The 316-nt window shown below is 39.2% G+C and carries 1 pseudogene; it reads right to left on the reverse strand.

Features of this window, described 5'->3' with window-relative positions:
- Positions 1 to 214: 214 nt before the first annotated feature.
- Positions 215 to 316: pseudogene (locus D0T85_RS22195) on the reverse strand (thiazole synthase); the annotation flags it as partial.

The raw sequence follows: 316 nt of genomic DNA on the forward strand, positions 1-316 counted from the left end.
CTAAATTCTAATTTTAAGAACAATGAAAGAATATAAATATAAAATTAATGGCAACCCGTACAACGTGGTAATAAAAGAGGTTGAAGGTAATCTGGCCCGTATGTTCAGGTCGTTATCTGTGGATATTGAGAATATGATGAATAAACATGTAGGTTTTGATCATCTTACCACTTTCGATACATTGTCTCCATTGCCGTGGAAAAAGAGGATGGAAGCCTTTGGTGTTTGCTTCGGCTGCATGCGATGGAGCACCTATGCCCGCATCTACAACCACTGGTATATTGCTTTGCTCAATAATGATTTCCAGCAGATCGCG

It is taken from the genome of Bacteroides sp. 519, from assembly GCF_010500955.1.
GTDB lineage: Bacteria > Bacteroidota > Bacteroidia > Bacteroidales > Bacteroidaceae > Bacteroides.